Raw genomic sequence first — 23,654 nt, 5'->3', positions numbered from 1 at the left:
GAGGACGGCCGGCTCGGGTGATCCCGACGTCGACGGACGGCCGGCTCAGGTGACGCCACCGCCGCGGGGCTCGTACGCCAGGTGCGCGTCCGTCTCGACGACCTCCCGGGCCGTCTCCACGACGTGCCAGACGTCCTCGAACCGGGTGTACAGCGGCGCCGGACACACGCGGACGACGTTCGGCGGCCGGAAGTCGACGACCACGTCGCGGTCGCGCAGCGCCTCGCTCACGCGGTACCCCTCCGGGTGCTCGATCGCGACGTGCCCGCCGCGCCGCCCGCGCTCGCGGGGGGTACCCACGGAAAAGTCGTCGCCGAGGCGGTCGTCGACGAGCGCGATCAGGTAGTCGGTGAGCGCGAGCGACTTCTCGCGGACGCGCTCGATCCCCGCCTCGCGGATCAGCCCGACCGCGCCCTCGATCGGCGCCGAGGAGAGCATCGGGACGGTGCCGATCTGCCAGGCGCCGGCGGAGTCGGCGGGGGTGTAGGTGGGGCGCAGCTCGAACTGGGTCGACTTGTCGTTGCCCCACCAGCCCGCGAGCGCGGGCGTCGTCCCGTGGTGGCGCTCGTGGACGTACAGCCCCGCGGTCGCGCCGGGGCCGGCGTTGAGGTACTTGTACGAACACCACACCGCGAAGTCCGCGCCCGGGCCGAGCGGCGCGTCGCCGGCCGAGTCCGCGTCGCCGTCGCGGTCCACCCCGCCCGCGTTCCGGAGGTCGTGCGGCACCGCGCCGACCGAGTGGGCGCAGTCGAAGCCCGCGAGCGCGCCGCGTTCGTGCGCGGCCGCGGTTATCCGGTCGACGTCCAGCAGCTGTCCGGACCGGTACAGCACCGAGGGCATGAACACGATCCCGACGTCGTCGCGCTCGCGGAGCGCCGCCTCGACGTCCGCCTCGTCGACCGTCCGCCCGTCCCTCGACTCGACGGCGACGAGCTTCCGGTCGGGATCGATCCCCCGCTGGCGGAGCTGCGCGCGGATGGAGTAGTGGTCGGTCGGGAAATCGAGGTCGTTCACCAGCACCGCGGGCGCCTCGGCCGCGGGGTCGGGGCCTGCGGGGGTGCCGGGGAGGGCGTCGAGGAACGTCCCGATCAGGGTGTGGACGTTGACGGTGGTGGAGTTGGCGACGACGACCTCCGACCCGTTCGCGCCCACCAGCGGCGCGAGGAGGTCGCCGAGGTGCTCGCCGTACCGGAACCACTCCGGGTCGGCGTCCTCCCACCCGCGGATGGCGAGTTCCTCCCACTCGCCGACGACGCGCTCCAGCGCGGCGAGGGCCGCGTCCGGCGCGAGACCGAGGGAGTTGCCGTCCATGTAGCGCTCGCCCTCCGGGACGGAGAAGTGATCGCGGTAGTCGCGGAGGGGGTCGGCGGCGTCGCGTTCGCGCGCGTCCGCGATGCAGTGAGGGGACCCGTCGCCCGTGTCGGTCATGGACCGCCATTCGGGCGCGTCGTGATAGGGATTGGCGTCCCCGGCCGGTCAGTCGTCGCCCGCGGCGACGGCCTCGGTCTCCCGGTCGACCCCCATGTCGCCCACGAGCAGCAGCGCCCCGCCGGCGACGACGACGCCCGCGGCGACCACGACCGAGACGGCCCGGACGGCGGCGTCGTAGCCGAGCGGACCGGTCAGGAGGCCGACGGCCGCGCCCATCGCGACGGGGGCGCCCGTGGAGCCGACCCGGCCGACGGACTCGCCGATGCTGACGAGCCCGCCGCGGAGGTCGTCGTCCGCGAGGCCGGTGATCGCCGAGCGGTACAGCGTCAGCGAGACGGAGAAGCCGGCGCCGACGGGCACCCCGGCGGCGAGCGCGACCGGGACCGACGGCGCGAGCGCCAGGCCCGCGAGGCCGACGGCGCCGACGACCAGCGCCGCGAACGTCGGGAGCGGCCGGCCGAACCGGGCGGTGAGCCGCCCGGTCTGCGTCGTCGCGACGGCGCTGGAGACGGACGCCACCGCGACGAGCGCGCCCGCGGCGCCCGGCGACCCGCCGAGCAGGCGCACGATCACGATCGAGTTGTACGTGAGGAACGCGAACCAGAGGAACCCGGGCGCCGCCCGCCCGAGCAGGGTCGCGGCGACCCGCGGCCGGGACGCGAGCGCGAGGAGCGCGCGGACGCCTCCCTGGGCGGGCCCGTCGGGGGCCTCCTCGGCGTCCCCGGCCGCCGGGTCCGGGCCGTCCCGGTCGCCGCCGGCGTCGTCGCCGCCGTCCGCCCCGTCGAGGTCGGCCGACTCCTCGAACAGCAGCCAGACGGCCGCGGCGACCGGGAGGGCGGCCGCGTACAGCGCGAACGGGTACTGCCACGCGAACGCGACGAGCAGCCCCGCGAGGAACGGGAACACCGTGAGGGAGACTCCGACGACGGTGAAGCGCACGCCCTGGGCGGTCGACTCGCGGGCGCCCGAGAACAGGTCGCCCGTCGCCGTGATCAGGATCGGGCCGATGCCGGTGTAGCCGACCCCCTGAAGCGCCCGGAGGGCGAGCGCGACCCGGAAGTCGGTCGTCAGCGTCAGCGCGACGCCCGCGAGGCCGAACAGCGCGAGCCCCGAGGCGAGCACCGGCTTGCGGCCGTAGCGGTCCGCGAACACGCCCGACAGCGGGATGCAGACGATGCCGGGCGCGGTGAACGCCGACAGCAGCAGCGCCGCCTCCGTCGCCGTGACGCCGTACGGCCCCGCCAGCGACTCCACGACCGGCGAGACGACCGAGGCGCCCATCGGCGAGACGAGCGACGCGAGCAGCAGCAGGCGGAAGTCCCGGTCCGCGAGCACGTCCGCGTCCGCGCCGACCAGCCCCCGCAGCGAGAGCGACACGTCCGGCCTGCGGAGGCCGGCCCGCAAGAGCCACACGGTTCCGGCGGGGGCGGCCGGCGGTCGGCGGGCGCGTGCGCGACCGAGGCGCGGGGACCGCGTGGGGTTCATACCGTCCGCGGTCGACGGGAGGGGCATGACCGATCCCGACCCGGACGCCGACGCGGACGACGACGCCGGTGCCGACCCCGCTCTCGACGCGGGCCGGCCGTCCGATCCCTCGGACGCGGACGGCCCGCTCGCCGGCCTCGACCCGGACCTCCGCGCGGTCGTCGCGGACATCGAGTCGCTCGGCGTGCCGCCGTGGCACGCCCTCTCGGTGGGGAGCGCCCGCCGGATCGAGGACGATCTGTTCTCCTCGGACGCCGACCTCCCCGTGGGCTCCACCCTCGACCTCGCGATCGACGGCCCGGACGGCGACGACCTCCCGCTCCGGGTGTACCGCCCGGAGTCGACGCCGGCGCCGACGCTCGTGTTCTTCCACGGCGGCGGCTGGTGCCTCGGTACGCTCGACTCGGCCGACGACCTCGCGCGACGGCTGTGCCGCCGCGTCGGGGCGGTCGTCGTCTCCGTCGACTACCGCCTCGCGCCCGAGCACCCCTTCCCCGCCGCCGTCGACGACGCGATCCGCGCCCTCCGGTGGACTCGCGAGCACGCGGGCGAGTTCGGCGGCACCGGCGTCGTCGGGGTCGCGGGCTCCTCCGCCGGCGGCACGCTCGCGGCCGCCGCGTCGCTGGCGGCGCCCGACGGGGAGGCTCCCGCGGTCCAGACGCTCCTGTACCCGATCACCGACCGCGACTTCTCCACCGACTCCTACGGGGCGAACGCCGACGGGCCGCTCCTGACGCGCGCGGACGTGCGCCGCTTCTGGCGCGAGTACCTCCGCTCGGACGTGGACGCGGCCAACCCGCACGCCGCGCCGCTCCGGGCGCGGGACGTCGACCTCGCGGGGACCGCGCCCGCGGTCGTCGTCACCGCCGGGCGCGACCCGCTCCGGGACGACGGCGCCGCCTACGCCGACCGCCTCCGGGAGGTCGGCGTCCCCGTCGATCACCTCGACTACGAGGGCATGTGTCACGGCTTCTGCTCGCTGGCCGACGAGGTCCCGGCGGCCGACGCGGCGTTCGACGACCTCGCGGCGGCGACGCGCGAGCGGCTGGAGGCGGCGGGCGGCGGCGACGGCGAGTGAACCCCCGCCGACAGCGACGACGCACGCCGACGGTCGCGTTCCAGTCTCCCGGTCTCAGAACGGCGTGTCGGCCGCGGCGGCGACCTGCCGGCCGACGCTGACGACGAGGTAGAGGCCGGCGGCGACGAGGAGGACGACCCCGACCGCCCGCGAGATTCCGGGGAGCGGCGACTCGACGACGCCGGCCAGGTTGCCCGTGACGACCTGCACCTGGAGGAGCAGCAGCGACAGCGGCACCAGCAGGACGGCGACCCCGCGACGGACCGACCGTTCGGGCTCCGATCCGGTCATCGTCGCCGACGCCGCGGCCCGGCGACAAGTGTGTTCCGGCCGTCGCGGGCGCGGGCGGGCGGGGAGTCGCTACGGGTGACTACTCCCGACCGGACAGCCGCTCGTAGGCCGCCCACGAGGCGTCCTCGGCGGGGGGCTCGACGCGCTCGCCGTCGACGAACACGCCCGTCCCCTCTCGGACGGTTCCGGCGACGCCGACCGCGGTCCCGCGGTCCGAGAGCGCCGCGACGACCCGGTCGACCGCGGCGGGATCGACCGCGAGCAACAGCGTCCCCGAGGTGGTGCACGCCCAGGGGTCGAGGTCGAGGGCCTCGCACGTCGCCAGCGCGGCGTCGGCCGTCGGGACGGCCGCCGACTCCACGTCGATCCGGACGCCCGCCGCCTCGGCCGTCTCGCAGAGCGCGCCCCGGAGGCCGCCCTCGGTCGCGTCGTGCATCGCGGTGACGCCCGCATCCGCCGGCGGCTCCCCGGTCCCTCCCCGTTCGGCCGCTTCTCCCCGCCCCGCCTCCGCCGCCGCGAGCGCGTCGCGGACGACGCTCGTCTCCTCGATCAGGTCGGCGGCGGCCGCGATCGTCGCCTCGTCGAGCCCCCGCTCGGCGAGCGCGTCCGGGAACAACGACGCGAACAGGCCCGCCGTCTCGATCCCGGGTCCCTTCGTGACGAGCAGCCGGTCGCCGGGACGGGCGCCGTCGGGCCGGATCACCTCGTCCGGGTCGCCGACGCCCAGCACGGTCGCGGCGCCGACCCACGGGAGCGACGCGCCCGGGTAGCGGGCGGTATGGCCCGTCGGGACGGCGACGCCGAGCGCCTCGCACTCGGCGGTCACGGCGGCCCAGAAGTCGGCGAAGGTGTCGTCGGGCAGGTCGCCCGGGAGCGCGAAGGAGGGACAGAAGTGCGAGGGGGCGATCCCGGAGACGGCAACGTCGCCGAGGGCGAACGAGAGCGCGAAGCGGCCGGCCGTCTCGGCGCCCAGCTCGGGGAGCATGGATATCGGGTCGGTCGCACAGACGACGGCCCGCCCGGCCACGTCGAGGACGCCGAAGTCGACGCCGTGGGCCGGGCCGAGGCGGACGTCGCCGCGGTCGGCGCCGAGGTTCGGCCGGACGACGGACTCGAAGGCGTCGCGGTCGATCTTCCCCCGGCGGGAGGCAGGGTCGTCGGTCACAGATCGCTCTCCGCCCGGGCGGGCCAAATCGGTTGCGTCAGAACCGGGGCGGGGTCGTCGCCCTCAGAACCGGGGCGCCATCGGGTGGGCGACCTCGTGCTCCGTCCGGGCGGCGGGGCGGTCCAGCGTCGCCTCGCGGCCGTCAGGCCAGCGGATCGCCACGCGCTCGGGGTGCTCGTCGCCGAGGCCGAAGTGCGCCACCGGCTCCATCTGACAGAGGTACCCCGAGCCGGCGCACACCACCTTCGTGCGCGTCCACGACCCGGTTTCGAGCGTGACGGCCGCACCCCGGGCGGGCGCGCCGTACTGGGTGGTCGGGCGCACCCGGAGCCAGTCGGTGTCGGCGGCGCCCTCGACGGCGTACAGCGACAGGGGTTGTTCGGCGAGTTCCCCGTGGACGACGAGCAGTTCGAGCGCGCCGTCGCCGTCGAAGTCGGCGACCGCGGCGCCGGTGCCGAGGCCGCGCGGCTCGGCGGCCGCGCCGGGGTCGAGCGCGCGCCAGCCGGCGTCGGTCTTGCGGAACAGTCGGTTGACGTCGCCCATGGCGTTGCAGAACAGCTCCTCGCGGCCGTCGTTGTCGAAGTCGGCCGTGACGAGCGTCCGGGTCCGGACCGCCTCCGCGAAGTCGGCGGGGGCGGCGTCCTCGAACCACGGCGGGGCGGACTCCGGCCCCGGCGAGCGGGCGTCCGTCCCCGTCCGCGCGAACAGCCGTCCCGGCGTCTCCCACCCGGCGACGGCCACGTCGCCGTCGGCCATCGTCACGCCACGCGCGTTCGTCCCGGGGTCGGCCAGTCCCACGTCGCCGGCGACCTCGGTGAAGTGGCCCGACTCGTTGCGGAACAGGCGGTTCGGGCCGCGCTCGACCCCGACGAACAGGTCCATCCGGTCGCTCACCAGCGGTCCGGCGTACAGCGACCGGGCGCACGCGTCCAGCTCCAGCCCCACGGCCTCGGCCATGTCCGAGAGCTGGCCGTCGTCGCCCAGCTCGTAGAAGCGGGAGGGCGCGCCGTAGCTGGCGACGAACGCGCCGTAGCGGCCGGTGCCGTAGCGGTCGAGCGCGGCGACCGAGCGACCGGCCCGGAAGTTGCCGCGGTCGGCGTTGACGCCCAGGCCGAACAGGTCGCGCCAGCGCACGTCCGAGTGGTCCGGGCGGAAGTCAACCGGGTCGAGTAGCAGGTCGGTGTCCCGCGAGTCGCCCTCGTAGGAGTCGGTGTTGTGGACGTACAGCTCCTCGTCGCCGTCGGCGTCGAGGTCGGCGGCGACCACGCCGATGGCGTGGCGCCCCTCGTCGGCGACGGCGGGCGTGGCCACGTCGTGGAGGGCGCCGTCGCGCCAGGCGAGCAGGCGGTTCCCCGGCCCGAACCCGGTGACGAGCGCGCACGGCCCGCTCGTCCCGGGCGTGACGGCGACCCCGTAGCCCCGGTGGGGGTCGTCGGCGGCGACGTCGTCGGACCGGTCCGCGAACACGCGACCCCATCCGTGTCCCCCGTATAAGAGCGCTCGGTTCCGCCCCCCGAGGAACAACGCTTTTCGGACGCGGGGCCGAACCGCGAGCCATGACGGACGACGAGAGTCAGGACGCCGGTACCGACGGACAGAACGGGGACGCCGAGGGCGACGACGGGGAGGAGAAGTCGTTCCGGGAGCGGGTCGAGGAGATCCGCGAGCGACGCGAGCAGGAGCGCGAGGAGGGCGAGGGCGGCGCGCCCTCCCCCGAGGAGATGATGGGCGGCGGCGGTCCCGGCGGCATGGGCGGCGGCGGCAACCCCTTCGCGCAGATGATGGGCGGCATGATGGGCGGCGGCGGCCCCGGCGGCATGGGCGGCGGCGGCCCCGGGATGGGCGGCCCCGGCGCCGAGGAGGAGTCCGTCGGCAACGAGGAACTGGTGCGGGAGGTGCGACAGCTCCGGGACGAGGTCCGCGACGCGACCCGACAGCTCCAGCGGATCGCGCAGGCGCTGGAGGACTAGCGAGACCGAGCGAGCGAAGCGAGGGAGGTCTCGGCCGAACGGCGGAGCGGTCTTCGTGCCGCTCCGCCCGGAAGACTAGCGGGACCGAGCGAGCGAAGCGAGGGAGGTCCCGGCCCACGGCGGCGAGCGTGCGGGCGAGCCGCCCGGAAGAACAGCGAGGCCGACCGAGCGCACCGACCCGTGAGCGCACCGGGCGCTCGATTCCACCGGACCCCGTTCGGCTACTCGGTCACCGCGCCGTACACTTCCTCCAGCCGGTCGACCGCGTGCTCGACGCTCATCCGCTGGCGACGGTCGAGACAGTGCTCCGAGAGCGCCCCGCGCTCGGCGAGCGTCCGGTCGATGGCGTCGGCGAAGGCGGCGGTTTCGCCCCGCGGGAAGCGGTAGCCCGTCTCGCCCTCGACGACGGTGTCGGCGAGCGCGCCGGCGTTGACGCCGACGACGGGCGTGCCGCAGGCGTTCGCCTCCAGCGCGACGAGCCCCTGCGTCTCGACGGGCGAGGGGAACAGGAACGCGTCGAGGCAGGCGTAGAAGGCGGGGAGGTCCTCCCGGGGGAGGAACCCGAGGAAGCGCGCGTCGACGCCGGCGTCGGCGCAGGCGGCCTCGGCGGCGTCGCGGGCGGGGCCGTCGCCGCCGAACACGAGCGTCGCGTCCGCGTCCGCGGCGGCGACGGCCGGCGGGATCTCCTCCAGTTCCTTCTCGAAGCCGTGGCGGCCGGTGTAGCCCACGAGCGGGCCGTCGTCCGGGCCGGGGAGGTCGTACTCCTCGCGGAAGGCGGCGAGCGCGTCGTCGTCCGGCCGGGCGAAGAACTCGGTGTCGACGCCGTTTGGGACCACCTCGATCCGCGAGCGGACGCCGATGTTGCGGAGGTGTTCGCCGGCCGGCTCGCTCGGGACGACCACCGCGTCGGCGGCGTTCATGTACCGGCGCTCGTAGCGGCGGGCGGCCCCCTCGACGACGGCGGCGGCCGGCCCGGCCGCGAGGTAGTCGGCGTACTCGGCGGTCGGGGTGTGGTAGGAGGCGACCAGCGGCGCGTCGATCCGGCGCGCGAGGTACCACCCCGACAGCCCGAGCGCGAACGGGGTGTGGGCGTGGACCACGTCCGCGTCGCGGACGGCGTCCGGGACGCCCGGCAGCCCCATCCAGAAGCCGTCGTAGAACGGGAATCCGACGCTTCGGGTGGCGTACTCGCCGTCGCCGGGCTCGTAGTCGGGGGCGCCGGGGAACACCACGTCCATCCGGCCGCCGCGGGCCCGCCACCGCGTCCGCCACGACTCCAGCGTGTACGTGACGCCGTTCACCGTGGGCAGGTACGTGTCGGTGAACGCGGCGACGGTCTGCATTCGTCCGCCGTTCCCGGAGCGCCCGCTAATGCCTTGCGTCTTCGAGTCCCGTCACGCGGGCCGCGTCGGCGCTCACTGCGACCCGAGGAGCCCCTCGTACGTCTCGACGAGTTCCTCGCCGACGCGCTCCAGCGAGTGCTCGGCGGCCGTCCCGCGGGCGTTCTCTCCGAGCCGTTCGCGCAGGCCCGGGTCGGCGGCGAGGCGGTCCAGCGCCTCGACGAACTCCTCGCGCGAGGAGCACAGCAGGCAGTCGTGGCCGTCCTCGAAGTACTCGCGGAACACGGGGATGTCCCGGAGGACGCACGGCTTGCCGCAGGCCATCGCCTCCAGCACGACGATGCCCTGGTTCTCCTCCTTGGTCGGGAAGAAGAACACGTCGCCGGCGCCGAACGCGCCCGGCTTGTCGTCGACCCAGCCGGTGAAGGTGACGTTCTCCGGCGGGTCGCCCGTCCACCGCCTCACGGTCCGCGAGGCCTGCGGGCCGGAGTCGACGGTGCCGAACCACGCGAAGTCGTGGTCGGTCCGTTCCGCCACCCGGCAGAAGTCGGTGAGCCCCTTGCGCTCGAAGACGGAGCCGACCGCGAACATCACGACGCCGTCGAGGTCGAACCGCTCGCGGTACTCCCGGCGGTAGGACTCGTGGCCGGCGACCGAGTCGCGGTCGACGCCGTTCGACATCGCCCGGATCGGCGCGTCGACGGGGTAATCGAGCAACCGTCGTTTCGTGTACTCGGAGGGCGCGAGCACGAGGTCCGCCTGCGAGTAGAACCACCGGAGGTACCGCCGGAGCGCGGGGGCGACGGCGTTCGAGCCCCGGAAGCTCTCGCGGAAGTCCTCGCTGGTGACGTGGCAGTGGAGCACCAGCGGGGTGTCGGTCCGCCTCGCGTAGCGCGCGAGCGCGACGCTCGCGGGGCCGATGAGGTTCAGGTGGACCACGTCCACGTCGGCGAGGAACCCCCGGCCGCGCAGGCCCGCGGACAGCCCGTCGAGGGGGTCGCCGTCGGGCCACGGAGAGGTGATCACCTCCACGTCGGCGCCGGCCTCGCGGGCGCGCTCCAGCGCCGCGACCTGCTGGTCGTGGGCGGTGCCGATGCCCGCGCGGTCGAGTTGCGACGAGAGTTCGAGGTAGTCGAGGACGCGCACGGTCTGTGGCTCCCGGGTTCGGGGGTGCGGGGTTTGAGCGTGCTGGATCCGTCCCGGCGGGTCCGGCGACCCGGGGATGCGTGGGGCGTGAGGCGTGGCGACTCCCCGCACGCCCGGCGAACGCTGAAACGGCCCGCGGTCGTGCCCGCCCGCATGGAACTGGTTGAGGCCACCGCCGCCGACCTCGATGCATTGGTCGAGCGCTGGTACGACCTCGCGACGGCGATGGCGGAGCACTCCGAACTGAACGAACTCGCGTACGCGGACGTCGAGGCGGTCCCCGACGACGGCTTCCGCGCCCACCTCGCGGACGACGAGGTGACCGACTACCTCGTCGTCCACGACGGCGAGACGATCGGGTTCCTGACGCTCCGGGAGGGCCGCCACCCCTCGCGGACGCACTCGCGGTACCTCCGGATCGTGAACGTCGCGATCGACGAGGAACACCGGGGCCGGGGCCACGGCACGGCGGTCGTCGACCGCGTGAAGGGGCTGGCCCGCGAGCGCGGGTGCGACCACCTGAAGGTCGCCTGCGAGTGGGAGAACGAGGGCGCCCGCCGGTTCTACCGCGACGCGGGGTTCCGGCCGAAGCAGGTGGACTACGCACGGCCGTTGGAGTGAGTCGGGGAACGGAACCGGGGCACGGGCCGACCGGGCCGATCCCCGCTTCCGCAACGCTTGACCCCCGCCGCGCGAACCTCCACCCGATCACGTGACGACACGCCTGTTCACCACCCTCTGCGGCCTCGTCTTCCTCGTCAACTTCGGCCGGGTCGCGTTCGCCCCGCTGGTCCCCGAGTTCCAGCAGGACCTCGGGCTGTCGGCGGCGGCCGTCGGCTCGGTCACGTCGCTCGTGTGGCTCGGGACCGCCGCGCCGCGCATCCCGGTCGGGTGGGTGCTCACGCGGGTCGCCCGCGAGCGCGTCGTGCTCGCCACGGGGGTCGCGCTCGCGGTCGCCTCCGCGTTCGTCGCCACGGCGCAGTCGCTGCTGGCGCTCCGGGCGGGCGCGTTCGCCGTCGGCCTCGCCACCGGGGGGTACTTTGTCGCCGCTATCCCGCTGGTCGGGACGCTCTATCCCGACGCCGTCGGCCGGGCCGTCGGGATCCACGGCACCGCCAGCCAGGTCGCCAGCGTCGTCGCGCCCGCCGTCGTCCTCGCGGTCGTGGCGGGCCTCGGCGACTGGCGCCTCGTGTTCGCCGCGCTGGCCGTCGGCGCCGGCGTCTCCACGGCGTCGCTGGTGATCGTCCTCCGGCGGACCGGGTCCGGGTCGGGCACGCGTATCGGCGGGTCGGGTGGCGACGGGGTCGACGAGGGCGACGACGGCGACGCCGCCGACGAGGGAGCCGACCCCCCGCTCTCGCCCAACGGGGAGAGCCGCGACTTCCGGGCGGCGCTGTCGCACTGGCGCATCGTGCTCGCGGGGATGTCGCTGGTCGCGGTCGCCGGCTTCGCCTGGCAGGGCGTGTTCAACTTCTACGTGAGCTACCTGCTCTCGAAGGGGCTGACGTCCGCGAACGCCAACCTGCTGCTCACCGTCGCGTTCGCCGCGGGCGTCCCCGCGTTCTGGCTCGGCGGCCGCCTGGCCGACCGCCTCCCGAAGGTGCCGTACCTCCTCGCGCTCAACGGCGCCTTCCTCGCGTCGCTGGTGGCGCTCACGTTCGCCGGGTCGCTCGCGGCGTTCGCGCTCGTCTCGGCGGTCATCGGCTACGCCGCCCACGCGCTGTTCCCCGCGGTGGACACGTACATGCTGTCGACGCTCCCGCCGGCCGACCGTGCCAGCGCCTACGCCGTCTTCTCGGGCGCGTCGCTGCTCTTCGAGGCGAACGGCTCCGGCGTCGTCGGCGCGCTCACCGACGCCGGCGTCGCCTTCGACCAGGTGTTCCGGCTGTTCGCCGCGGCCGTCGCGCTCCTCCTGGTCGTGACCGGCGTTCTCTACGCGGTCGGCCGGTTTCCGACCCCGCCGGGGGAACGACGGGGGGACGCCTGACGGGCGGGACGGGAGGGCTCGCGCGCCGGTCGTCCCCGTGTCGGGACGGTCCCGCCGCCGCGGTGTGGACCCGTCGGCGAACCGCCGTCTCGACCGTCGATCCGTCGCGGAGACGGTCCGAACAGTTTTGGTCGTGTATATAATACTCGTGGGTATGTCAGGTACGCTCCCGTCGGAGGCCGACGATCCCGACCCGGACTCCGACGACGGCGACGGGTCCGCCGGCGCCGACGGCGGTCCGGAGTCGGCGTCCGATCCCCGCGCCGACGGCGGGGCGGCCGCCGAACGCGACGCGCCGGGGGCGTCGGCCGCCGGTCGGGAGCGATCCGAGCGGGACCGGGACGACGGGGTCGCCACGGGCCGCGACGGCGCCCCCGAGGACGGGGAGGGCGACGGGGGGATCCGCGTCTGCTGGATAGACGACGAGAGCGCCGACGACGTGATCGGCGCGCTGGCCCCGGAGACGGCACGAACCATCCTCTCGACGGTCCACGACGAGCCGAAGACGGCCTCGGAACTCGCCGACAGCGCCGACACCTCCGTCCAGAACGTCCGCCACCACGTCTCGAAGCTCGTCGACGCCGGGCTGATCGAGGCGACGGACACGCGCTACTCGGTGAAGGGCCGCGAGATGACCGTCTACGGCCCCGCCGACGACCGGGTCGTCGTCGCCGTCGGCGGGGGCTCGGACCGTTCCTCGCTGCTGGACTCCCTCCGCGGCCTCCTCGGGGCCGTCGCCGTTCTTGCGGGCGCGAGCGTCCTCGTGCAGTCGCTGTTCGGCACGGGCGTCGCGACGCTGTCGGGCCCGGAGACGGCTCCCCGGATCGGCGACGCCGTCGGCGGCTCGGCCGGCTCGGCGCTCGGGACCCTCCCGCCCGGCGTGGCGTTCCTCGCGGGCGGGCTGCTCGTGCTCGCGACCGTCGTCGCCGTCGACCGCCTCCGCGGGCGGTAGGGGTCGACGGTGACCCGCGCCCCGATCCTGCTCGCGCTCGTGGTGGTGGTCGCCAGCGCCGGCGCCGGCCTCGTCGGAGCCGACGTTCGGGGCGGCGCCCTCGCCGGCGACGGGACCGTCCCGCCCAGGGCCGTCGGCCCCGGGCTGTTCGGCGGGGCGGCCCCGAGCGGGCCGGGACCCGGCGCCGACGCGGTGGCCGACCGCGGGGGGACCGACACCGTTCGCGTCGGCGTGATAGGCAGTTCCTTCGGGAGCGCCGCGTCCCTCGACGGGAGGGTCGCGGACCGATACAGCGTCGGATCGCCCCGGTTCGGCCTCGTCGCCGGCGACCACGGCACCGCGGTCGCGAGCGTCGTGGCAGAGCGCACCGGCGACGCCTCGCTGTACCTCGCGTCGGTCGGCTACGAGCCGACGCCCGCCGAGTACGACCGCGCGGTCCGGTGGCTCGTCGCCAACGACGTGGACGTGATCGTCGACGCCGGCAGCTACTACCCGCGGACCGCCGACGGGATGGCGCGGATCGCCGGCGCCGCCGAGCGGGCCGCCGCCGCCGGCGTCGTCTTCGTCACCTCCGGCGGCAACACCGCGCGGCGCCACTGGCGCGGGACCGCCGACGGGACCGGGTGGATCGCGTTCGACGGGGACGGCACCGAGGGGAACCGCCTCGGAAGCGGCTTGATCGCCGGGCGCGTGACGCTCCGGCTCTACTGGGAGGGCTCCGCGGACTACGACCTCTACCTCTACCGCGACGTGCCCGACGGCGAGGACGGGGTGGTGGCGAAGTCGACCCGCGAGTCGGGTCACGCCGAGGCCATCGACGCGGTGCTCCCCCGCGGCAACTACTACGTCGCGGTGTACGCCCGCGACCCCGGCGACGGGCCGGTCGACCTGTTCGCCGCGCGCCACACGCTCGGCGCCGCCGGCGCGAACGGGAGCGCGGTGGCGCCGGCGACCGCCCCGGGCGTCATCTCCGTCGGCGCCCTCTCGGCCGACGGCGGCCTCGCGTCGTACTCGGCGGCCGACACCGACGTGCGCGCGCCGGGGACGGTCCGTCTCGACGACGGCACCAGCCTCCGGGGCACCTCCGCGGCCGCCCCCGCGGTCGCGAGCGTCGTCGCCGAGATGACGGCCGCGGCCGGCGGGGACGGCCTCACCCCCGCCGAGGCCGAGCGCCTCCTGGAGCGGACCGCCGACGACGGTCGCGTCGACCCCGACGCGGCCGTCGCCGCCGCCGGCCGGACCCGGACGGCCAACCAGTCCGACGACGGCCCCGTGGTGTACGCCGGTCCGTGAGGGCTGGCCCTCCGGCCGGTTCCGGCGCCGTCCCGCTTTTGTCGCCGGCGCCCCGGGTCCCCGACGTGTCCGAGGGACGCGTCCCGCCGCCGCCCGCGCCGGAGTCGGCGCTGACGGCCGCGGGCTACGAGTTCGCCGGCGAGGAGACGGCCGTCGGGTTCGACTCGCGGTTCGTCACCGTCGCGGTGCGGACCCGCTTCTACGACGACCCCGCCGTCGCCGAGGCGCTCCCGTCCGAGCGGGCCGACCGCGCCGCCCGGGCGTTCTTCTGCACCCGGTGTCACGTCCGGCCCGGCTTCGACCGGGCGCCCGTGTCGCCGGCGTCGGTCGTCGGGGTCGCCGCGAACCGCGCCCGCGGGGAGTTCCTCGCGGACCTGCGCGACTTCGGCCTGCGCGACCTCGACGCCGGGCCGACGCGCCGGTTCGCCTTCGACGACTGCGAGGGCTGCCTGTTCGAGATCCGCGCCGACTACCCGGTCGACGCGACGGCCGTCATCGAGGAGGCGACCGGGGGGACCGTCGAGGTGCCGGTGACGGTGCTCGCGGCGGTCCGGCCGTGGCGGGATACGTTCCTCATGGCCGGCGCCGCGTTCCCGACCGGGTCGCTGTCGGCCGCCGTCGACGCCGCGGTGGAGGCGGACGTGACGACGACGCGCTCGTTCGACCCGGACCCGGACGCCCGGGCGGAGGCCGTCTCGCTGGTCCGCTCGCTCGGCGCCGGGGGCGGCCGACGAAACCGTTAGGTCGCCGCCGGTCCCCTCGGAGGCCGTGTCGGGGAGGCGCGACCCGGTCGTCGCAGAGCGCGTCGAGGAGTACTGGGGCTGGGCCGCGGTCGCGCTGTTCCTGCTCGTGACGGTCGACCTTCTCACCACGCTGTACGCGGCGGCCGTCGTCGGCGCCGGCGCGGAGGCGAACCCGCTGACCCGGTGGGCGCTCTCGCGCCCGCTCCCCGTGATCGTGGGGATCAACCTCGGCGCCGTCGTCCTCGCCGCGCTGGTGTTCCGCGGGCTGATGGAGACGTACCGGGCGACGCCGCCGCGGCTCCGCCCGTACTACGGCCTGCTCATCGAGGCGTGGCTGGGGCTGCTCGTCGCCGCCGGGCTCGCGGTGTTCGCGAACAACCTCGCGGTGGTCGTCCTCGGGGAGAGCCTGCTGTAGCGGCCGGTCCGGCGCCGCGGCGGGCGACCCGCCACACGGCACGAAGGTTCAGGTACGGGAACGGGACCATCGACGGACTGAAACCCGTGGCAACCGCCGACCACACCGTGAGCGAGGCGACGGACGAGCCGTGGCAAACCGTGTTCGGGCACGCCGAGCCGTACCCCGAGCAGGCCGACGGCGTCGAGGCCGCCCGCGCCGTCGCCGACGACGGGGGGTACCTGGCGCTGGAGGGCGCCTGCGGCACCGGGAAGACGATGCTGGCGCTGACCGCCGGCATCGACCTCGTGCGCGACCCGGACAGCGGCTTCGAGCGCGTGCTCGTCCTCACGAGCGTCAAGCAACAGCTCCGCCAGTTCGAGGCCGACCTCCGCACGATCAACGAGGGGCTGCCCGACGACTGGCGCCCCGTCTCGGGACTGACGCTCGTCGGAAAGGCGGACGTGTGCCCGTACGCCCGCGAGAACCGCGGCGGGGTCGACGCGACGAACGTGTACGACCGCTGCGAGGGCCTGCGCGAGCGCACCCGCGACCTCGTCGGCGACGCCGACGGCGGCGAGACGACCGCCGGCGCGCTCGCCGAGCGGGCCCGCCGGGCGCAGACGGGGCTGGCCGACACCGGCGCCGACGGCGCCGACTACCTCGAAACCGCCGGCGAGCCCACCCCGTACCTCCCCGAGATGCCGGAGCACGGGGGAAGCGGGGCGCGAAGCGACCCGAACGCGAGCGGTGGAACCGCGAGCAGCGCAACGCGGGACGGCGTGGAGTACTGCCCCTTCTACGCGCAGTACCTCGACGACCTGCCCGAGGACGGCGACCCCGCGGAGGCGGTGCCGTTCGACTTCGCCGACCGCGGGCTGATCGACGCCGAGGAGCTGGTGCGGCTGTCGGCCGGTCACGGCACCTGCCCGCACTCGGTGATGGGCGCGCTCCTCCCGGAGGTGGAGGTCGTGATCGGCAACTACTACCACGCGTTCGACCCGACGACGGTGGGCGGCTTCACGGGCGCGCTCGTGGACGACGCCACGTTCGTCGTCTGCGACGAGGCGCACATGCTCGAACCCCGCGTGCGCGACCTCGTCTCCGACGGCGTCGCCGACGCGAGCCTCCGGGACGCCGAGAACGAGCTGACGCGGGTGCTCCAGCCGGTCAGGTTCGAGGAGTCCGGGCGGCGCGTCGAGGGCACCACCGACGCGGACCTGGTGCGCGGCGAGCTCGCCGACGCCGAGGTGAGCCTCGACGAGGTGGAGCTGCTCGTCGAGTTCCTGCGCGACCTCCGCGAGGAACTGGACCGCCGCGTCGAGGGCTTCCTCGACGCCGAGCGCCGCGGCTGGCGCGAGGACCCGACGGACCTCCGGGACGAGGAGATCCCCCTGCGCGACCCCGAGGAGCCCGGCGTCGACGAGATCACCGAGTGGGCCCGCGACGCCGGCTACGGCGAGCAGGTGTGGGCGCGCGCCGAGCAGGTCGGGGCCGTCGTCGCCAGGATCCTCGACGAGGCCGAGGAGGAGGACAGACAGCGAGCGGCGCCCGGAGTGGGCCGGACGCTCAACGCCTGGTACCGCTGCGACCACGAGACGTACTTCCGGGAGCTGGAGCTCCTGCGCACGTGGGACGAGACGGAGCCGCCGGACTCCTGGCGGCGCGCCTACAACGCGCGGCTCGCGCTGCACAACTGCGTGCCCGCGGACGCCATCGGCGAGCGACTCGCCGAGTTCGGCGGCGGCGTCCTCATGTCCGCGACGCTCGCCCCGCTCGACGTGTTCCGCGAGGTGACCGGCCTCAACTACCTCGAATCCGAGGGCCGGCCGGTCGAGGAGCGCACCTACGGGCTGGGCTTCCCCGAGGAGAACCGCGCCTCCTTCGCGGTGGACGCGCCGAAGTTCACGTACTCGAACCGCGGGCCGCCGAGCGAGGTGCGAAGCACCTCGAATGCGAGCGGGGAGGGAAGCGACCCGCGAGCGAGCGAGGACAACGGGACCCGCCGGGCGCACGTCGACGCCGCCGCCGAGGTCGCCGCGACGACGCCCGGGAACGTCCTCGTCGGGATGCCCAGCTACGGCGAGGCCGAGTGGATGGCCGGCGAACTGGAGGCCGACGACCGCGTCGACAAGCCGGTCCTCCTGGACGAGTCCAGCGACGACGCGGTCACGGAGGCGCTGAAGGCCGACTTCTTCGACGGCGACGCGAAGGTGCTCGTCACGAGCATCCGGGGCACCCTGACCGAGGGCGTCGACTACGAGGGCGACCGTCTCGCGGCGGCGGTCGTCTGTGGCGTCCCGATCATCGACACGTCGTCGCCGCGAACGCGCGCGGTGAAGACGGCGTACGATCGCGAGTTCGGACGCGGGTTCGAGACGGCGCTGACGGTGCCCGCGGTGCGGAAGGCGCGCCAGGCGATCGGCCGCGTCATTCGGGGGCCGGAGGAGGTCGGGGTGCGCTGTCTCGTCGACGCGCGCTACGCCCGCGAGTCCTGGAACGCGGTGCGGGAGTACCTCCCCGCCTACGAGCGCGAGGAGTTCCGCCCCGTGAGCCCCGACATGCTCCGGTTCGGGCTGGAGCGCTTCTGGGAGGAGCACGGGTAGTCCGGCCCGCCGGGCGGGGTCGACGCCACGCCCCGATTCCGCTCTCGCCTACCGCCGCGCGACGCACAGGAACGTCTCCCGGCGCGACTCCGCCCGCTCCACGACGAAGCCCGCGTCGCCGAAGGCGGTCGCGGCGTCGCCGACGACGAAGCGCTCGTCGCGGGGCGGGCCGGCCTCGCCGGGGCCGTGTCTGCTCCAGTCGACGGTGACGACCCGGCCGCCGGGGCGGACGACGCGCGCGAGTTCCGACAGCGCCGCCTCGCCCGCGTACTCGTGGTACGTCATCGTCGAGAGGGCGGCGTCGAGGGCGCCGTCCCCGAACGGGAGGTCCTCGACCCCGGCCGTCACCGTCTCCACCGTCTCGGGGACGCCCTTCTCGCGGTACAGGTCGTGCATCTCCGGCTGGACGTCGACGGCGTAGCAGGTGCCGACGTGCGGCGCGACCACGTCCGTGTAGAAGCCCGTGCCCGAGCCGAGGTCGGCGACGACGGCGTCCCCGGGGACCGCCAGCGCCGCGAGCAGCTCCTCGGCCGAGCAGTACCGGAAGCGGTCGGGGTCCTCCAGCGCGTCGGCGCGCTCCACGTCGTAGGTGTGAAAGCCCATCGGCCGCCGTTCGGTCCGGACCGGCTAAACACTCCCGCCCACCGGGGAGCGCCCCCGGGAACCCCCGTCGGTTTTGTCGGCGGGGGTCGAACTCCCGCGTGTGCACGTGCGCGAGGCCGACCCCGAGGACGCCGAGGCCGTCGCCGCAGTCGCCCGCGAGTCGTGGCACGCCGCCTACGGCGGGTTCCTCTCGGCGGACGCCATCGACGCCACCGTCGACGAGTGGTACGACCCGGCGGGCCTCCGGCGCGACATCGCGGGCGACGGCGCCTTCCTCGTCGCCGAGGCGGACGCCTCCGGGGCGACCGACGCGGGCGGGGCCGGGACCGACGGCGGGGACGACGACGCCGGCGACGCCGACGAGGGCACCGACGCCGACACCGACGACCGGCTGCTCGGGTTCGCCCACGCCGGCTACTCCGCGGGCGCCGGCAACGTCGTCCTCCGGCGCATCTACGTCCGCCCGGACGCGTGGGGGGAGGGCGTCGGGACCGCGCTCGTCCGCGCGACGGCGCGCCGGTTCCTCGCGGACCACGACCGGCTCTCGGCGGTCGTGCTCGCGGACAACGAGGTCGGGCGGTCCTTCTACGACTCCCTCGGCTTCGAGACGGTCGGCCGGCAGACCACCTCCCTCGGCGGCGAGGAGCGCGAGGAGCGGATCGTCGCCGCGGACCTGGCCGACCTCGCGGACGCCGGTGGCGGCGCCGGGTGAGGGCGCGCACGCCGGGGGAACCCGGCGCGGCGACCGCGACGACCGGGGCGTCCGGTCCGGTCCCGGCCACGGCTGGGTTTAAGTCCGATCGCGGCGCAGTGTCCGGTATGCCAGTCCGGATCCGTCGCCCGACCGCGCGCACCTGCGAGCGGTGCGGCCGCGAGGAGCGGTTCGACGAGGAGACCGAGAGCTGGGTCGTCGCCGACGCCGACGCGGTCGGCGAGATCTACTGCATCCACGAGTGGGACATCAACGGCTCGTTCGTCCCGTTCGAGGACGTCGACGCCGACCCGCGGGGCGGCGAGGCCTGAGGGGGCCGCCGTGCCGACGCTGTACGTCACGGCGCCGCCGGGCGCGGCCGCCGACCTCGCCGCGACGCTCGTCGAGGAGCGCCTCGTCGCCTGCGTCAACCGCGTCCCCTGCCGGTCGACGTACCGCTGGGACGGCGAGGTCCACGCGGACGAACCCGAGGAAGTCCTGCTCGCGAAGACCACCGACGGACGCGCCGCCGAGGCCGAGGCGCGGATCGCGGCGCTTCACCCGTACGAGACGCCCTGTATCGAGCGGTTCGAGGAGGCGGCGGTCGCGGACCCGTTCGCCGAGTGGATCGCGGACGCGACCGGGGCCGCCGACGCGAGCGGGTCGGGCGAGGAGTAGTCCGGGCCACCGCTGCGCGGGCGCTCGACGCCGCCGCGGTGCGACCCCGTTTCTCGAACTAGCTCTCCGCGCGCCCCGCCAGGTCCGCCAGCACCGCCGTCGTCCCGTCCATGTACCCCTCGTCGACGACGGTATCGGCCGCCTCCTTCGCCACGTCGTCCGCGTTCGCGAGGGCGTAGCTCTCTCCCGCGACCTCGAAGGTGGAGGCGTCGTTCATCGAGTCGCCGACGGCGACGAACGACCCCGGTTCGACGTCGAGGATCCCGGCCGCCTCCCGGAGCCCCCGACCCTTGCTCACGTCGGGGTCGGTGAGGTGGTACGCGTACCCGGTGTCGAGCAGCGTCAGGTCGAACTCGTCGGCGACCGCGCGCAGGAGCTCCTCGTCCGCACTGAGGCGGGCCGCCACCTCCGTCTCGCGCCAGCGATTGACCGTGTCGGCCGCGCCCCAGCCGAGGTCGCCGCCGCGCTCGCGGAAGGCGTCGGCGGCCGCGGCGACGCGCTCGGCGTCGCCCTCGATCCGGACCGTCTCGTCGACGCAGACGACGCCGCCGTTCTCGGCGATCGCGCGCTCGGGGATCCCGAGGAAGTGACACAGCGCGACCGGGTACGGGAACGACTTCCCCGTCGCGAGCACGACCGGCGCCGGCCACTCGGGGAGCACGCGGAACACCCGCGGATCGACGGCACCGTCGGGCGTCGTCAGCGTCCCGTCGATGTCCAGCGCCAGCGGCGGGAGGTCGGCGTCCGGGGGGATCTCGAGGCTCGCGGGGGCGTCCGACGGCATGGGGGACCCGACGGGGGGCGGGCGAAAAGGGGCGTCGGTTCGGCGCGGTGTGTCGCGGTGTGGTGTGACCCCGTTCGGTGACCGCCTCAGCGCATCCCCGGCGGCGGCCCGTCGTCGCCGAGGTCGTCGGGGTCGGTGTCCACGTCGAGGCCGAGCTCCTCGCGCTGCTCGCGCAGGGCCTCGATCTGGCGGCGGTAGTACAGCAGGCCGCCGCCGCCGACGAGCGCCAGCAGGGCGAAGACGCCCCCGAAGATCCGGATGTCCTGCGGGAGGTAGAACTGGACGATCACCGAGTCGGTCTGCACGTCGTCCCAGCGGACGTGCAGGCGGTTCCGGTCGTCGACGGTGGTGCTCTCGGGCCTCGGGCTGAAGTCGCCGAACACCGGCAGCGAGGCGCGGCGGTTCGGCGGCAACACCACCTCGTAGGACCCGGTCACGTACGTCGGGAGGGCGAAGCGCTTCGGGGTGGACCCGGCGGTGAACGCGATCCGGTCGCCGTCGACGTCGCCCTCGCCGGGGAAGTCGATCCGGACGACGTCGCGCGTCCGCTCGACGGCGCCGCGCTCCCGGAGCTCGGAGCCGGTGATCACCGTCCCGTTGGGGTAGCGGTAGCGGACGGCCCGCACGTCCAGCGGGTTCGTCCCGCCGAGGCCGTCCCGGCGGAACAGCTCGATCCCGCCGCCCTCGATCGCGTAGACGGCCGAGAAGGTGGCGTTCTCGTGGATCACGATGTGCGCGTCGAGGTCGGACTCGACGCTCTCGTTCCAGTCGTACTCGCCCCCGGCGGGGTCGGCGTCCAGGCGCTCCTCGGAGACGGAGCCGCCGCCGAGGAGGCCGGTACACCCGGACAGCGCGAGCATGCCGGCGAGCGCCGCGAGCGCGAGGAGTCGTCTCCGGTCGGTCATTGGGTGGTCGACTGTTACGGGACGACGGCCTTCAGTTCCGAGGGGAGGTACCCGCCGATCGAGGCGAGCAGGCCGGGCGCGTCGGTGTTCTCCCGGCAGACGATACTCTGTTCGAGCAGGCCGAGCCGCTCGACGGTGACGATGTCGTTCGCGTGGCCCGCGCGGTTGACGGTGGCGCGCACCTCCGCGCGGGTCGCGGAGTTGACGTTCACGCGGCCCTGTCCGCGCGTCCAGTCGTAGAGCCGGTCGCGTTCCGCGTCCGCAAGCTCGTGGCCAGCCTCCGCGTCGTAGACGAACGTCATCGGGAGGTGCTGGACGAGGCCGAAGCGGTCGCGGACCTGCCCCGGCGAGCCGGGGCCGAGGCCGATCCCGTCAGCGGGGACCCGTATCTCCGTGCCGGCGTCGAGGACGAACCCGTCCTCGTCCCAGCCTTCGAGGGTACCGACGTACGCCTCGCCGTCGGTGAAGTGGTCGGTCACCTCGCCCCACTCCTCCCGGAGGACGTTGCGCGCGACCGTCTCGTCCTCGCCGGAGACGGTGACGGAGACGAAGTCGTCGCGGCGGACGCCGACGTCGTACTCCACGTCGAGGTCGCCGAGGTCGTTGGCGACGAGCGAGGTCATGCCGTCGAGCGCACGGTCGCGGGCGTCGCCGCCGACGTAGCACTTGGTCGCGAGGACGACCATCTACGCTTCCGCCTCGGCTTCGTCGCGCTCGACGTTGAGTTCGTCGCGGAGCTGGTCGATGCGCCACTCCATCGCCTCGACGAGGCGGGAGTTCTCCATCGACTCCAGCGGCGAGCCGCACTCGGGGCACTCGAAGCCGAACTCCATCGCCTCCTCGAACTCGAAGCGGATGGAGTCCACCTCACACAGGTAGAACTGGTGGTCGGACTCGTACTCGCGGCGCCGCTCGAGCCCCTCCAGCAGGCGGTGCATCTCCTCCTCCAGGTTCTCGGGGATGTTCTCGTAGTGGAACGTCCACAGGTAGGTGAGCCACCCCGAGTCCTCGTCGCGCACCCGGCGGTACGACGCCAGGTCGTTCTCGTAGAGGATGAACAGCGCCCGGCGCACGTCGTTCAGCTCCAGTCCCATCTCCTCCGCGAGTTCCTCGTCGGTGACCTCGCCGTCCGGCGGGGCCGCGGCGACGGGCATCCCCGTCGGACCGACGAGCTCGTGGAGGTACTTCTGGATAACAGGGTCTTCCAGGAGGTCCTCAAAAGCCATTTGTCGAAACTGGGGGTGGATGCCGGTTAAAGTCACCGACTCGCCCGGTCCCGCGGCCGACGGATTCGGGGACGGCCGGTCCGTTCGCGGTCCCGCCGGCGCGCCGGGCGTCGGCCGCTTCCACGCGAAGCGCTCGCACACGAGGCCGTGGATACGCCACGCGACAGCCGCACGCACAGTTATACCGTTCGCCGGCGACACCCCGGAACGTGCCATGTCGGCGCAGTTCCCGTCTCCGCCGACGGAGTCGCTCGCCGCCGGCGGCTGGCGCGAGCGCGAGCGCCGCGAGAGCGTCGCCTTCGACGCGAAGGTCGTGACCGTCGAGGCCGCCACGGTCGTCTACGAGGACGAGGCGCTCCGCGAGCGCGTCCGCGAGGAGACCGGGCTGGACCGCCTCTGGCGGTTCTTCGTCGCGAGCCGACTCGCCCTCTCGCCGCCGACAGAACCGTCCGGCCCGCTGACCCGCCTCGTCGCCGACCGGGCACACGCCGGGTTCGCCGACACGCTCGCCGAGCGGGGCTTCGAGGGCGTCCGCCGCGCGGACCCCGTCGACGACGCCGGCGCCGCGGCCCGCATCGGAACCGACGCCCGCGTCGCGACGTACGAGGCGCTGTGTCGGCTCGACGGCGTCGACGTCCGCGCCCGCGGGTGCGCCGCCGTCCGACCGTCGGGCGACGCGTACCTGCTCGCCGGCGGCGCGTATCCGACGGCGGTCCGGCGGGCGCCCGACGACGCCACGGGCGACGCGCTCTCCCGGGCGCTCGAGCCGGAGCGCTTCCGCGAGGAGCTGTACGAGCTGATCCGCGAGACGGGGTGAGCGGCCGGCCGTCGACGCGACCCGGCGATCCCCGCGGACCGCGGCGGCGACCCGGTTGCGGGAGCGACT

25 protein-coding genes are annotated in these 23,654 nt (G+C 74.9%); 13 read left to right on the top strand and 12 right to left on the bottom strand.

Annotated features, from left to right (window positions below; genetic code table 11):
• Positions 1 to 45: 45 nt before the first annotated feature.
• Together ACQUQ1_RS13295 and ACQUQ1_RS13290 are read right to left on the bottom strand one after the other, a co-directional pair.
• Positions 46 to 1,428, bottom strand: coding sequence for a kynureninase (locus tag ACQUQ1_RS13295; protein WP_435064788.1), 1,383 nt, complete (start codon positions 1,426 to 1,428; stop codon positions 46 to 48).
• A 48-nt stretch (positions 1,429 to 1,476) separates the two neighbouring features.
• Complete coding sequence (locus tag ACQUQ1_RS13290; RefSeq protein ID WP_435064787.1) at positions 1,477 to 2,916, bottom strand: MFS transporter; 1,440 nt, start codon at positions 2,914 to 2,916, stop codon at positions 1,477 to 1,479.
• Positions 2,917 to 2,941: 25 nt separating this feature from the next.
• Between ACQUQ1_RS13290 and ACQUQ1_RS13285 the strand changes: the two genes are divergently transcribed.
• The gene (locus ACQUQ1_RS13285; protein WP_435064786.1) at positions 2,942 to 3,994 is read left to right on the top strand and encodes an alpha/beta hydrolase; all 1,053 of its coding nucleotides are present in this window, start codon (positions 2,942 to 2,944) and stop codon (positions 3,992 to 3,994) included.
• Positions 3,995 to 4,048: 54 nt separating this feature from the next.
• Here the strand turns inward: ACQUQ1_RS13285 and ACQUQ1_RS13280 are convergent, their stop codons facing one another.
• The 3 genes from ACQUQ1_RS13280 to ACQUQ1_RS13270 form a co-directional block, all read right to left on the bottom strand.
• Complete coding sequence (locus ACQUQ1_RS13280) at positions 4,049 to 4,285, bottom strand: hypothetical protein (protein WP_435064785.1); 237 nt, start codon at positions 4,283 to 4,285, stop codon at positions 4,049 to 4,051.
• A gap of 79 nt (positions 4,286 to 4,364) precedes the next feature.
• Positions 4,365 to 5,450, bottom strand: a complete 1,086-nt coding sequence (locus ACQUQ1_RS13275) for an AIR synthase-related protein (protein WP_435064784.1) — start codon at positions 5,448 to 5,450, stop codon at positions 4,365 to 4,367.
• Between the two features lie 63 nt (positions 5,451 to 5,513).
• Positions 5,514 to 6,917: a CRTAC1 family protein gene (locus ACQUQ1_RS13270; RefSeq protein ID WP_435064783.1), complete on the bottom strand. Its 1,404-nt coding sequence runs from the start codon at positions 6,915 to 6,917 to the stop codon at positions 5,514 to 5,516.
• 89 nt (positions 6,918 to 7,006) lie between these two features.
• Between ACQUQ1_RS13270 and ACQUQ1_RS13265 the strand changes: the two genes are divergently transcribed.
• Positions 7,007 to 7,420 (top strand): hypothetical protein, encoded by a 414-nt coding sequence (locus ACQUQ1_RS13265; RefSeq protein ID WP_435064782.1) that lies wholly within the window; start codon positions 7,007 to 7,009, stop codon positions 7,418 to 7,420.
• Positions 7,421 to 7,641: 221 nt separating this feature from the next.
• Here the strand turns inward: ACQUQ1_RS13265 and ACQUQ1_RS13260 are convergent, their stop codons facing one another.
• On the bottom strand, positions 7,642 to 8,763 hold the full coding sequence (locus ACQUQ1_RS13260; RefSeq protein ID WP_435064781.1) for a glycosyltransferase: 1,122 nt from the start codon (positions 8,761 to 8,763) through the stop codon (positions 7,642 to 7,644).
• Between the two features lie 72 nt (positions 8,764 to 8,835).
• Positions 8,836 to 9,906 (bottom strand): glycosyltransferase family 4 protein, encoded by a 1,071-nt coding sequence (locus ACQUQ1_RS13255; protein WP_435064780.1) that lies wholly within the window; start codon positions 9,904 to 9,906, stop codon positions 8,836 to 8,838.
• A gap of 153 nt (positions 9,907 to 10,059) precedes the next feature.
• Here ACQUQ1_RS13255 and ACQUQ1_RS13250 point away from each other — a divergent pair, with 153 nt between their 5' ends.
• From ACQUQ1_RS13250 to ACQUQ1_RS13220, 7 genes are all read left to right on the top strand, one after another.
• Positions 10,060 to 10,527 carry a GNAT family N-acetyltransferase gene (locus ACQUQ1_RS13250; RefSeq protein ID WP_435064779.1) on the top strand — a complete coding sequence of 156 codons (468 nt, stop codon included), beginning with the start codon at positions 10,060 to 10,062 and terminating at the stop codon, positions 10,525 to 10,527.
• Positions 10,528 to 10,618: 91 nt separating this feature from the next.
• Entirely contained in the window at positions 10,619 to 11,893 is a 1,275-nt protein-coding gene (locus ACQUQ1_RS13245) for an MFS transporter (RefSeq protein WP_435064778.1), read from the top strand.
• Between the two features lie 154 nt (positions 11,894 to 12,047).
• Positions 12,048 to 12,845 (top strand): ArsR/SmtB family transcription factor, encoded by a 798-nt coding sequence (locus ACQUQ1_RS13240; RefSeq protein ID WP_435064777.1) that lies wholly within the window; start codon positions 12,048 to 12,050, stop codon positions 12,843 to 12,845.
• 9 nt (positions 12,846 to 12,854) lie between these two features.
• Entirely contained in the window at positions 12,855 to 14,138 is a 1,284-nt protein-coding gene (locus ACQUQ1_RS13235; protein WP_435064776.1) for a S8 family serine peptidase, read from the top strand.
• A 65-nt stretch (positions 14,139 to 14,203) separates the two neighbouring features.
• A complete protein-coding gene (locus tag ACQUQ1_RS13230) occupies positions 14,204 to 14,881 on the top strand; it encodes a hypothetical protein (protein ID WP_435064775.1) in 678 nt (225 codons plus the stop codon).
• A gap of 25 nt (positions 14,882 to 14,906) precedes the next feature.
• Positions 14,907 to 15,296 (top strand): hypothetical protein, encoded by a 390-nt coding sequence (locus tag ACQUQ1_RS13225; RefSeq protein ID WP_435064774.1) that lies wholly within the window; start codon positions 14,907 to 14,909, stop codon positions 15,294 to 15,296.
• Positions 15,297 to 15,382: 86 nt separating this feature from the next.
• Positions 15,383 to 17,881 (top strand): ATP-dependent DNA helicase, encoded by a 2,499-nt coding sequence (locus ACQUQ1_RS13220; protein WP_435064773.1) that lies wholly within the window; start codon positions 15,383 to 15,385, stop codon positions 17,879 to 17,881.
• A 48-nt stretch (positions 17,882 to 17,929) separates the two neighbouring features.
• On the opposite strand, the gene ACQUQ1_RS13215 is transcribed toward ACQUQ1_RS13220, so the two are convergent.
• Entirely contained in the window at positions 17,930 to 18,484 is a 555-nt protein-coding gene (locus tag ACQUQ1_RS13215; RefSeq protein ID WP_435064772.1) for a class I SAM-dependent methyltransferase, read from the bottom strand.
• Positions 18,485 to 18,584: 100 nt separating this feature from the next.
• Between ACQUQ1_RS13215 and ACQUQ1_RS13210 the strand changes: the two genes are divergently transcribed.
• The 3 genes from ACQUQ1_RS13210 to cutA all read left to right on the top strand — a co-directional run bounded on the left by ACQUQ1_RS13210 (position 18,585) and on the right by cutA (position 19,853).
• Complete coding sequence (locus tag ACQUQ1_RS13210) at positions 18,585 to 19,196, top strand: GNAT family N-acetyltransferase (protein WP_435064771.1); 612 nt, start codon at positions 18,585 to 18,587, stop codon at positions 19,194 to 19,196.
• A 107-nt stretch (positions 19,197 to 19,303) separates the two neighbouring features.
• Entirely contained in the window at positions 19,304 to 19,507 is a 204-nt protein-coding gene (locus ACQUQ1_RS13205; protein WP_435064770.1) for an HEWD family protein, read from the top strand.
• Positions 19,508 to 19,517: 10 nt separating this feature from the next.
• Positions 19,518 to 19,853, top strand: a complete 336-nt coding sequence (cutA, locus tag ACQUQ1_RS13200) for a divalent-cation tolerance protein CutA (protein WP_435064769.1) — start codon at positions 19,518 to 19,520, stop codon at positions 19,851 to 19,853.
• A gap of 58 nt (positions 19,854 to 19,911) precedes the next feature.
• On the opposite strand, the gene ACQUQ1_RS13195 is transcribed toward cutA, so the two are convergent.
• The 4 genes from ACQUQ1_RS13195 to ACQUQ1_RS13180 form a co-directional block, all read right to left on the bottom strand.
• Positions 19,912 to 20,637 carry an HAD-IIB family hydrolase gene (locus tag ACQUQ1_RS13195; protein WP_435064768.1) on the bottom strand — a complete coding sequence of 242 codons (726 nt, stop codon included), beginning with the start codon at positions 20,635 to 20,637 and terminating at the stop codon, positions 19,912 to 19,914.
• Positions 20,638 to 20,723: 86 nt separating this feature from the next.
• Positions 20,724 to 21,542 (bottom strand): DUF5803 family protein, encoded by an 819-nt coding sequence (locus ACQUQ1_RS13190; RefSeq protein ID WP_435064767.1) that lies wholly within the window; start codon positions 21,540 to 21,542, stop codon positions 20,724 to 20,726.
• 14 nt (positions 21,543 to 21,556) lie between these two features.
• On the bottom strand, positions 21,557 to 22,228 hold the full coding sequence (locus ACQUQ1_RS13185) for a DUF2110 family protein (protein ID WP_435064766.1): 672 nt from the start codon (positions 22,226 to 22,228) through the stop codon (positions 21,557 to 21,559).
• A complete protein-coding gene (locus ACQUQ1_RS13180) occupies positions 22,229 to 22,768 on the bottom strand; it encodes a transcription factor (protein WP_435064765.1) in 540 nt (179 codons plus the stop codon).
• Between the two features lie 214 nt (positions 22,769 to 22,982).
• Between ACQUQ1_RS13180 and ACQUQ1_RS13175 the strand changes: the two genes are divergently transcribed.
• Positions 22,983 to 23,585 (top strand): DUF6517 family protein, encoded by a 603-nt coding sequence (locus ACQUQ1_RS13175; protein WP_435064764.1) that lies wholly within the window; start codon positions 22,983 to 22,985, stop codon positions 23,583 to 23,585.
• Positions 23,586 to 23,654 lie beyond the last annotated feature (69 nt).

The sequence above is a fragment of the Halobaculum sp. EA56 genome, from assembly GCF_051195075.1.
Taxonomy (GTDB): Archaea; Halobacteriota; Halobacteria; order Halobacteriales; family Haloferacaceae; genus Halobaculum.
The sequence above is the reverse complement of the archived record's forward strand: the minus strand, read 5'-3'. Positions and strand labels throughout refer to the sequence as shown.